Source organism: Verrucomicrobiota bacterium, assembly GCA_027622555.1.
GTDB lineage: Bacteria > Verrucomicrobiota > Verrucomicrobiia > Opitutales > UBA2995 > UBA2995.
In genome coordinates this window covers 21,071-30,914 of the sequence record JAQBYJ010000071.1, presented here as the reverse complement: position 1 = coordinate 30,914, position 9,844 = coordinate 21,071, and the positions used below count along the sequence as shown (strand labels likewise).

The window sequence follows — 9,844 nt, the reverse complement described above, 5'->3', positions numbered from 1 at the left end:
GTCTGGATTTTGATATGAAACAATTTTCTTCGATAACCTTTGGATATTCTTTGGTAAAACCGCACCTTCATGTAGTCATGAATCACCAATTTAGGAATATGTCGATACTTGTCCGGCATTTGAGAGAAGGTGGCTACTCACGGGTTGGATTAGCGATGTCTTCCAAACTAGATGAAAGAACCAATCATAATTACCTGGCCGGATATCTGGTAGAACGTGAAGCTTTCAATAAAAGAGATCAAATCCCCCATTTATTGACCATGGATTTTTCAAAGGATCTTTTCGAAAAATGGTTTGATTGTTTTCGTCCCGAGGTAATTATAACCAGCCTGAGTGGCTCAACTGAAATCCATGAATGGTTAGTGGCTAACAATTATAAAATCCCTCAAGATGTTGGTATTGCTCTACCCAACGTACGATTTGAAGATGTTGTTTACTCTGGAATCGATGAAAACCCACTATTGGTAGGAGCCATGGGCGTAAACACGGTTGTAGGAATGATTCACCGGAATGAAAAGGGAATTTCGCATAACCCACAGCACATATTAATTGAAGGTCTTTGGGTCGATGGGAAAACGGTTTTACTTCCTAATCCGAATGCTCCTCAAGCTCAAAGGCACTCCACTAAATACCAACTTTAAATCCCTAAGCATTTTCCCATTTTTCCGCTTGCTCAGGTAACCAACTATATTACCCTTGTAGGTCTCCTCATTATGAATTTACCGGATTTTGAGCACTTCCGAGAATGGGTCCAAACCACTCCTGTAACTCAATGGATGTACCTGTTCAACTTCGTATATTTTAGCTTACTCCACGATCATCTCCCCCTTCATCATGATCCAATGTCCGGGGAAGGTGCAGATGTAAGGGTAAACGCCTGGTGTGGAGGGCGCATTGAAACGGAGAACTTCGGCTTCGTCGGGGCCGAGTAACTTCGTATGGTGAATGATACCGGGAAGGTTTGGAATGAAGCCCTTATCGACACCGCCGGGGTCCTTCGCCATTTCATTGGCCGCCATGCCGATGGTTTCATTCAACCCCGGTTCAAGGATCACCAGGTTGTGCATGTCGACCTGCGTCTTTAAAGTCATCTTACGAATTATCCTTGATTCACAAATGCGCTAACCTCAATCATCGTTTTGGTTTCTCAGGAAACCTTTCAATCAGTAAATCTACTCCGACCTATCTATCCCGCTACTCTATGCCTATTAACCCGCGCATTACTCAAAAACAGTTGGCAAAACTTGCGGGTGTCTCCCACACAACGGTTTCGTTGGCGTTAAGGGACCACCCTAGGATCAGTAACGTAATAAAAAAGCAGATCCTGGATCTTGCCAAAAAGCATGGTTACAGACCCGATCCCTCCCTTTCCGCTTTAAATGCCTATCGTTTGGGAAAAAGCGAGACACATTACCAAAGTACACTCCTTTGGATTACGAACTTCTCCTCATCAGACGGATGGAGACATGGAAAACAAATGGAAGGATATTTCCTGGGCGCTCAAAGTCGGGCCAAAGAATTGGGCTACAAGTTGGAGCAATACTGGATTGCAGATCCTAAAATGAGTTCAATAAGGCTTAGTCAAATTTTGTTGAATCGAGGGTGCACCGGTTTGCTGGTGGCTCCCCAACCAACTCCTTACACAAAGTTGAAATTTAAATGGGCCGAATTTTCTTCGGTAACGTTTGGCTATTCACTTGCAGAACCTCAGTTGCATATGGTGATGAATCATCAGTTTCGGAACATGCAACGAGTAGTCCGTGAGTTACGTATTCGTGGTTATTGCAAGATTGGAATCTCGATGCCGTCTGAATATGACGAGCGGGTGGATCATAGTTACCTTAGTGGCTTTTGGATTGAAACAAACAATATGAATCCTTCAATTACGGTTCCTCCATTGCTGTCCGACAATTTCGATTTCAGCACATTCAAAGCCTGGTTCCAGCAACATGAGCCTGATGTCGTTATTACAGCCACGAACTGGGCGAGAATTGTTGAAGATTGGCTAACAAAATTGAAACTTAAAGTCCCCCAAGACGTAGGACTGGCAGTCCCTTCCGTTCCATTTAAAGAAAACCGATTCTCGGGCATTGACGAAAACGTGAAATTAATTGGGAGTATTGCAGTTGATACGCTTGTTGGGATGATTCATCGCAACGAGAAAGGAGTACCGCAATTTCCTCTACGCATATTGGTGGAAGGCATTTGGCACGAAGGCGAAACTATCAAAAAGCCATCTACAACCTTAGAGGGTGTCTAATACAACGTTTTCAGAATAATCGACACTTCAGAAAAGACATTAAATCAAATAGTTCACTCTCGTATCTAATTAAAACTCGAAGGTGTTGGTTAGGAATATTGCGCGTTCAACCGGTATCCTCATAACAGCGTTGGATCCATCTGGATTGATCACTTCGGGAATTAAATCCTGATCGCCTATTAGGTTCCTAAGGTTGAGTTGAACGGTCCAATCGATACGATCTGACAATCTTTTCCTGTAACGGGCAAAAATATCACCGTTGATAGAACTCGGCGCAAAATACGGACTACTTAAATTAGGTTGCTGGAGTACATCACCTTCACTTTCGACAAGAATAATGGGATATCCCACCGCGGCTTTGTCCTGCCAGCGTAGAGCACCCCCTATTTCAAACCCTTTGAGAAAGCCACCTTCAGTAAATTGATAGGCAGTGACAAGATTCGCGCGCCATTTTCTTTGCTCCTGACTTGCCGTCCCATCTTTTGCCGCTACGGACGCCAGGGGATTCAAAAAGTCTCTCGTGAGTCTTTGTTTAAAGGTAGTGTCCCCTGTAGTGCTCGGATTGTCTGAAACATCCGTGTCCCACAAGTTTGCGTCCACCAAGGACTGACGGATTTGTGAGTAGTAGGCCTGCAGCTCTGCTCCTGAGCCCGACTGCACTGTTTCTTGTTTAGCCACATTCATTGAGATCCTCCATCTGTCAGTAGGATTCGCGATAAATTCAACCTCAACCCCTTCGGCAACAAAACTTGAAGTCGAAGCAAGTCCTGGTACTGGATCTTGCTCTACATTGTCCAAGCCAACCCCTGCGCCTTCAACCCTGAGATTACGTGCAGCTTTAAGTGGCTCCGGCACAAGGTCGAGAAGGGTTTGAATCACTTCATCATAGTTATCATAATATTGATCAATGCCTGTTGGATTACCGTTTGCGGCAAACCCGAAGGGGACTTCCAAACGTTTTGCCTCAAGGTAGGTATTTAGCCACTGGGAAATTGTGTTGGTGGCGCCAGTTGCGAGATTTCCGGCTAAAGATATGTTGCTGTTTTTTGTCTCGAACCAATTCACTCGGAAGTTGTAGCGGTTCTCCATGAATGATAGGTTAAATCCTTTTTCCGTAGTTTCCCCATTTGGCGGAGCAATCGAATTCAAAAAAACATCCTGTCGAAAACCAGTTGGTTGAAAGTTTTCTGATTCGGACCAAAAAACGCTCAAGTCTGCCCCAAAAGGAAGCTCAAAGAGATATTCTTCGGGGAGATGGACCACGATGCTAAAAGTACTCGTATCCCCCTTGGCATCCAGATCCGGAGAGTCCTTAAGAATCAAGTTTTCCGGATCAAATGCGCCATCTGCTAACCGCCCTCCTCCTACATTCAGCGTATCGCGAACATGGTCACTTCGATAGCCGTACAATGCCACTACATAGTCATCTAAGAGATAACTCTGTAAAGTAATTGCTTCAGTGTCTATTATACGTTTGGAAGCACTTCCGCTATTGAGAAACTCATCAGCATAGGCAGTCACATTACGAATCGTGTCTGTTGCAGGATCCCGGATAAAAGTTTTAAAAGAGTAACCGTTTTGCGGTGTGATTGGATCGACATCAATGAAGCCATCAAGACGAACATCATTGTAACTTCCGACTCCACGTAAATCAGGTCCTACATAAAAACCTGCATGCAGTTGCCTGCGCTGACTATTCTTAAGTCCGTTTAACGCAGTCTGCATATTAATTTCATCCGAACTTACCGCCATCCTCCAGTCGCGATTCAGGATCTCTCGTTCGGCCCGTTCGGCGATACCTGAAAAAACATGGCGTCCCAACCATTTGCCGACGTCTCCATCCAGCATCTCCCGAAAATCCAGATTGTAGAAACCCGTAACCCTGGATGTGTTTCGATCAATTTCTGATAGCGCATGGTTGCCCCAGGCCCTCGATATCATGAAGGGCCGCCCAACATTAGGATTTGGCTCTCCGTTCCCAAGCCACAAATTGTTGTCCACCCAAACATCACCCGACCTAGGCAGCCCGGCGGTTGAAAAGGGAAAAACTGTCCGTCTATCCAAAGACTGACGGTTGTATGAAAATTCTAGTCCAGCCTTGTTCTCTAAAAAGAGCTGTTCCAGTGAAATTGAAATATTTTCGAAATCATCCTGGCGGGATTCTAAAGTTCCCGTTATTAGCTGATTTTTAAAATCATAAATATCGGTATTCTGAAATGTCTGCGCCGTGAACCCGGAAGTCCAAGCTTCCTCCACCAGGTTGCTCTGCATTAACCAGTCAAAGGCCCGACTACCCTGGACGCGGCCTTCAGCAGCTTGGATGTCTGCAAGGGCTGGATTTGAAAAACCAATGTTCGGGGGATTCCCATTTATCGGATGATTATAAATAGGCGCAATCGCGATAAAATAGGGAAGCCGCCGAGCTAAACTGCCCATGAAGGGATCATTCGCTCCAAATTTGTCATGAAGGGCTTGTGAAACGAAGGATCCATCGGTGTACCTTGAAGGAGCCGTCCTACCTGTTTGCGCTTCTATGGCAGCAACATTTGGAGCATTGTACCAGTGGCGAATGTTGTCCGTTGGAGCAATCACGTTAGGAGGAGTCGTTTTCAATTCAGCTACCTCAAAATTCCCCTTTATTTTTGTCGTCCCCAGAAAGTTGCTCTGTTTGTTTTCGAAGAGAATCCCCTCTATCGCACCATGTATGCGTTGGTCATTCTCGTATGCCGGCTCTTGCCTGAAATTAGTTGTTTCGTTCAGAACGTTTAATCGAACAGCTAGCCTGTCTTCGATCAAAACAGCATTGAAGTCGCCTGTTTCCCGATGAGATCCTCTTTGTCCAATCCTGACCGAAACTTCGTTTCTGCTGTTACTCAAATTTGGACGCTTCATCGAATAATCGATCACACCCCCTGGGCTGCCGACACCGAATAAAATTGAGTTGGGCCCCCTGCTAATATCAACCCGTTCCACGTTAAAAGAGTCAAATCCGAAGTCCGTGATAAAAAAGTCACGACTTGTTTCCGCACTCACTAATCCTCTGATGCGGGTATTTCCTTCCGGATTGGAACGATTGCTTTGTTGCAAAGCTCTCCCGACTGAAGTGCTTGAATTTGTAAAATTTCCGTAGGCCCCACCGACTTCGGTTCCCGTTGTATATACCAAGAGCTCATCAATACTGGTAACACCTGTATCTTCGATGAATTCCTTAGTTATAACGGAAATGGCGGCTCCAAGATCCCTCAGGTCTGAATTAATCCTGGTACCTGCTAATGATGAAGTTGCCAGATATCCTACGTTTTCAGAAACAGACACTTCAAATGGGCTTAGCTCATATATTGGTGTATCGCTTTCAATCGGAGTCTCCTGGGCGTGCGCGGAAACCATTAGGCTGATTGTCCCCAGGATCGTCATTAGAAATCCTTTGGCCTTAACCTGCTTTATTTCAATCGAGTTTTCATTTTGATCATTGTGTAACCGCTGGTCTTTGAAGGAAACTTTCATCGTTGTAATAGAGTGGAGGAAAGAAAAATTATTTTTGTATTTTTGATTCATGGGGTGAGTTGTAGGTGTTGGCACTGATTTTTGTCGCACTCTTAATTCTCCGTTTTTTATTCTCAACACCTTCCTAGGTTTCTCAGGAAACCAGGAGCTGAGTGAAAACAAGAAGGCACGGGTAGCAGTGCTGAAAGGTCGCTGACTTAGTAACCGTTCACGGCGTCTTTTTATCCACGTTTCCGCCCGCCGCATGCGGAACCGCGTAGGGATTGGCACCAACCAATCCCTACACCGCGAAAGATAGCCTAACCGGCCCCCGACACGCAACCAGATAAAATTTGTTTTTTTTGTGCTGGTTTCGGTTGGGGCATTTGTCGTACTCTTTGCGCCATGACATCAGAGAGCATGGTTTTGCAAGGGCGCGAAGTGACCGGCGCGGACATCGAATTGATCCGCGTTCTGCTGGCCGAGAACCCGGCGCGTGGGCGAACGCCGTTGAGTCAGGAGTTGTGCCGCCGCTGGGACTGGCGCAACGCGAGCGGCCAACTCAAGGACATGTCCTGCCGCCTGTTGCTGCTGAAACTGGAACGGGCGGGCCACATTCGGCTTCCGCCGCGAATACGGCCGTCGACGAACGGTTTTCGGAACCGGCGACCGCCAGTCGCACCAGTGCAGAAGGATCTGATCGGTGGCTCGTTGCGCAACCTGCAACCGCTACAGGTGTGCATCGTCGCGCCGGGATCGGCCGACGCGCGCCTGTTCCTCGGCCTGCTGGCGTACGAGCACTACCTCGGACAGCGCAACACGGTTGGCGAGAATATCCGCTACCTCGTACGGGACCGGTATAATCGCCCGGTGGCCTGTGTGCTGTTCGGCGCGGCGGCGTGGAAGTGCGCGGACCGCGACGCCTTTCTCGGGTGGGACCGCCCCACACGCGAGCGCAACCTGCAACACCTGACGAACAACACTCGTTTTCTTATCCCGGCGTGGGTCCAGATTCCGCATCTGGCCAGCCATGTGCTGGGCCTGATCGCCCGTCGGATCCGCGAGGACTGGCAGGCCAAGTACGGGCATCCCGTCCATGCGCTGGAAACGTTCGTGGATCGCTCGCGGTTCAAGGGCACGTGCTACCGGGCAGCCAACTGGCGGCGACTGGGCGCGACACGGGGCCGCACCCGCAACGACCGGGAACACCGCATCCAGACTTCGGTCAAGGACGTGTATCTGTATCCGTTGGTCAAGGATTTCAGGGAGGCGTTGTGCGATGATCACCCCTGAGCAAGCATTGGCCATTTATCACGCCGGACCGGAAGCGGTAGTCAAGGTCATCTGCGAGTTGTCGAGACAGGTCGATCTGCTGCAGAAGCGGGTCGAGGAGCTGGAGCGCAAGGTCGCGCAGCTCTCGAAGAACTCCACCAACTCCAGCAAGCCCCCGTCGTCGGACATCACACGGCCCAAGCCGCAACAACGCCAGCAGGGCAAACGCAAGATCGGCGCGCAACCCGGCCATCCCCGGCACGAGCGCCCGGCCTTCCCGGAAGCGGACATCAAGAACTTCCACGAGTACAGGCTCGACGCCTGCCCGGAGTGCGGCAACGCCGGGCTGACCTTCCTGGACCAGCCGCCGCGCGTGCTGCAACAGATGGAAATCGAGGAGGTGATCGTCCGCAAGGAGGAGCACCGTTCCTATCCGGTCTGGTGCGAACGCTGCGGCAAGGTTCATTATCACCCATTCCCCGAAGCGGTGGTCAAGGAAGGCCTGTTCAAGGAGCGGCTCACCGCGCTGGTCGCCTACATGAAGGCCGTCGATCACGCCTCCTTCTCCACGATCCGCAAGTTCGTGCGCGACGTGCTGGGCGAAGACGTCTCGCGCGGCTACCTGCGCAAGGTCGTCGAAAAGGCCTCCGCCGCGTTGGACGCGCCCTACGCCGAACTGCTCGGCCGGCTGCCGCTGGAACAGGCGCTCAACGTGGACGAAACCGGCCACAAGGACAACGGCGAGAAGTTCTGGACCTGGGTCTTCCGAGCCGAGCTGTATGTGCTGTTCAAGATCGACAAAACCCGCAGTTCGAAGGTGCTGCTCGATGTGCTGGGCGAGGAGTTCAACGGCGTACTCGGTTGCGACTACTTTTCCGCCTACCACAAGTACATGAAGGATTTCAACATCACGGTGCAGTTCTGCATCGCCCATCTGATCCGCGACATCAAGTTCCTGACCGGGCTGCCCGACGCCCAAACGCGCGCCTACGGCCAGCGGCTGCTCGCGGCGGTCAAGGCGATGTTCAAGGTCATCCACCGCCAAGACCAGACCGGCCCGTCCGCCTTCCAACGCGCGCTCGAACAGGCCCGCGACCACATCCTGGAGGTGGCGCTGGGCGATGTGCCCTCGCGCCTGGACGCCAACGGCAAGGAACTCAAGCGCGAAGCCTTCAATATGGCCAACCGCTTCCGCAAGAACGGCAAGGCCTACTTCGAGTTCATCACCACGCCCGGCATCGGCCCGACCAACAACCTCGCCGAGCAGGCCGTGCGCTTCGTCGTCATCGACCGGCGCATCACGCAAGGCACGCGCAGCCTCAAGGGACGCGAGACCTGCGAACGCCTCTGGACCGTGGTCGGCACCTGCGCGATGCAGGGCCGGTCCGCCTTCGAGTTCATCCTTGCCGCCGTGCGCGCCCACTTTCACGACGAACCCGCCCCATCCCTACTGCCCGCCTTAGGCTGATCAGCCCGGTGCCCGCATTGGCGGAGCACCGGGCTGACCTGCCAAATCATTCGACACGCGGCATACGCCACCCCGGTCCACCGACTCACCGATCAACGCTTGCATCTGCCGATGCTGTCCTTTTGAATACCCCGTGAACGGTTACAATCTATTCTCTCTTAAAATCCCTAAGTAACTCCTTTAAAGCTGCTTATGGATTTTGCGGAAGACCGCAGCGGGGTATCACGGCAATCCAACCCTTCGGCCTTCGGGGCTCGATGTACCGAGGAACGACACATACATTGCAAAATTCAGCACGCCGCAAGCATCGGGGAATGAACCCAGTTACGATTCAAGCCCGTGTTTCAGGGCGATTTTAGCTTTCTTGACATTTCGTCATTAGGTGGGATAATCCCACCATGAGTATTGTTCGGACAGATGCTAAAAGAAGGATCTCTCTTCCCGGAAGCTGTCCCGGCGAAGTCTATGAAATCGTCAATGAAGAACCAGGCCGTTACTCTTTGATTCGGTTGATTGCGCCGCCAAAAAAGAAACCCCGGACACCTTCCGAGGTTAAGAAAGCTGTGGAGAGTGCGCCTCTTAAGCCGACGATGACTTGGGACCAACTCCGGAAATTGACCCGTGAAACGTGATTCTATTCGATACCAACATTCTGATTTACGCATTTTCACCGGCTTCACCCTTTCATGTGTGGTCGAGGGAAATTCTAGTCAACGCTGCTGCGAAGTCTGAAGCAGTCATCAATCCAATCATTTTGGCTGAACTTTGCGTAGGTGATAGCGATCCAAAAACCGTAGCGGACCGTGTTCGATCATGGGGAGTGATAAACGTCGATTTGCCAGCTTCTGCCGCATGCGCCTGTGCGGAAGCATTTAAGGCTTACCTCATTCGCCGGGAAGATGTAGGTCGAAAGCCAATTACTAAAATTCCTCTGCCAGACTTTTTTATAGGTTCCCATGCGGAAATGATGGGATGGAGAATCGCAACTGCGGATATCGGGCGCTATCAAACTTATTTCCCAAAGGTTTTGTTGATGACTCCTTAGCCGATTATTTTACAAGTTCTGTAAGGCGGGGACCCTGTGTGCTTGGATGTTGGAGGATATTCAGCGAAACCTAAAGCGTCCGGGGAATCTGCCGCCAATATAACGGAAAGCCAGGCGGTGCTTCCTTACCCATAAATACCTCGGAGCCTACTCAGGGATTCTTGACAGTCAGAGCGAACCAAACGCATGGACAACTGTAACGCCCTCAAGGTTGTGAAATAATGCTGGAGTTTTACGATGTATGAGATTCGGAAGGTTGAGTCAGGGTTTGTTCCAGCTTCACCATCCAATTGTTAACTGATTCGTTCATCATTCT

Annotated in this window: 8 protein-coding genes; 6 read left to right on the top strand and 2 right to left on the bottom strand. The window is 50.2% G+C overall.

Annotated features, from left to right (window positions below; genetic code table 11):
- The coding region (locus O3C43_17045; protein ID MDA1068197.1) for a LacI family transcriptional regulator at positions 1-641 on the top strand (641 nt) is incomplete at its 5' end.
- A gap of 165 nt (positions 642-806) precedes the next feature.
- On the opposite strand, the gene O3C43_17040 is transcribed toward O3C43_17045, so the two are convergent.
- The gene (locus O3C43_17040) at positions 807-1,091 is read right to left on the bottom strand and encodes a plastocyanin/azurin family copper-binding protein (protein ID MDA1068196.1); all 285 of its coding nucleotides are present in this window, start codon (positions 1,089-1,091) and stop codon (positions 807-809) included.
- A 110-nt stretch (positions 1,092-1,201) separates the two neighbouring features.
- Here O3C43_17040 and O3C43_17035 point away from each other — a divergent pair, with 110 nt between their 5' ends.
- On the top strand, positions 1,202-2,260 hold the full coding sequence (locus O3C43_17035) for a LacI family DNA-binding transcriptional regulator (GenBank protein ID MDA1068195.1): 1,059 nt from the start codon (positions 1,202-1,204) through the stop codon (positions 2,258-2,260).
- Between the two features lie 69 nt (positions 2,261-2,329).
- Here O3C43_17035 and O3C43_17030 read toward each other — a convergent pair whose 3' ends face one another.
- Complete coding sequence (locus tag O3C43_17030) at positions 2,330-5,764, bottom strand: TonB-dependent receptor plug domain-containing protein (protein MDA1068194.1); 3,435 nt, start codon at positions 5,762-5,764, stop codon at positions 2,330-2,332.
- A gap of 384 nt (positions 5,765-6,148) precedes the next feature.
- On the opposite strand from O3C43_17030, the gene O3C43_17025 reads away from it, so the two are divergent.
- The 4 genes from O3C43_17025 (at position 6,149) to O3C43_17010 (ending at position 9,528) form a co-directional block, all read left to right on the top strand.
- On the top strand, positions 6,149-7,036 hold the full coding sequence (locus O3C43_17025; GenBank protein ID MDA1068193.1) for a DUF4338 domain-containing protein: 888 nt from the start codon (positions 6,149-6,151) through the stop codon (positions 7,034-7,036).
- Positions 7,026-8,483, top strand: coding sequence for an IS66 family transposase (locus tag O3C43_17020; GenBank protein ID MDA1068192.1), 1,458 nt, complete (start codon positions 7,026-7,028; stop codon positions 8,481-8,483). The genes O3C43_17025 and O3C43_17020 overlap by 11 nt, the downstream gene beginning before the upstream one ends.
- Before the next feature lie 398 nt (positions 8,484-8,881).
- Entirely contained in the window at positions 8,882-9,115 is a 234-nt protein-coding gene (locus O3C43_17015) for a hypothetical protein (GenBank protein MDA1068191.1), read from the top strand.
- Positions 9,112-9,528 (top strand): type II toxin-antitoxin system VapC family toxin, encoded by a 417-nt coding sequence (locus O3C43_17010; protein MDA1068190.1) that lies wholly within the window; start codon positions 9,112-9,114, stop codon positions 9,526-9,528. Before O3C43_17015 ends, O3C43_17010 begins: the two co-directional genes overlap by 4 nt.
- The last annotated feature ends 316 nt before the right edge of the window (positions 9,529-9,844 follow it).